Source organism: Paractinoplanes toevensis, assembly GCF_018332695.1.
GTDB classification, from domain to species: domain Bacteria; phylum Actinomycetota; class Actinomycetes; order Mycobacteriales; family Micromonosporaceae; genus Actinoplanes; species Actinoplanes toevensis.
This window is the reverse complement of record NZ_BOQN01000254.1, coordinates 1-580: the sequence shown is the minus strand read 5'-3', so window position 1 is coordinate 580 and position 580 is coordinate 1. Positions and strand designations below refer to the sequence as shown.

At 69.8% G+C, this 580-nt stretch carries 1 protein-coding gene; it reads left to right on the top strand.

The window, feature by feature from the left end:
- Positions 1-2: 2 nt before the first annotated feature.
- Positions 3-580: S1 family peptidase (locus Ato02nite_RS51035; RefSeq protein ID WP_246608269.1), on the top strand; the 578-nt coding region annotated here is incomplete at its 3' end.

Below are 580 nucleotides of genomic sequence, written 5' to 3'. Positions count from 1 at the left end.
CGGTGCTGACCGCGGTCGCCGGCGTGGCCTACGCCGCCGGTGATCCGCGACCGGTCACCGAAGTGGTGGGTGGCAAGCCCGCCCCGCCCGGCAAGTTCCCCTGGATGGTGCGCCTCTCGATGGGGTGCGGCGGCGTGCTGACCGCGCCGCGCGTGGTGCTCACCGCCGGGCACTGCGTGGACGGCACCGGGGACACCAGCACCATCAAGGTGATCGCCGGCACGGTGGACCTCAAATCGCCCAAGGCGCTCACCGCCCATTCGGTGAAGGTGTACCGCGCCCCCGGCTTCCGCGACGAGACCCGCGGCGACGACTGGGCGGTGATCCGCCTCGACCACGCGCTGGATCTGCCCGTCCTGCCGCTCAACCGGGACGACACCGATCGGGGTGAGTTCGTGGTGATGGGCTGGGGGCAGACCCGGGAGAACTCGATGAAGCAGGAACGGAAGCTGCACTACGCCACGGTGCCGATCGTTCCCGACCAGAAATGCGCCAAGGAGTACGACAAGGCCGGCGTGCGACTGGTGGCCAAGGAGTCGATCTGTGCCGGCACCAAGACCGTCGACACCTGCCAGGGCGA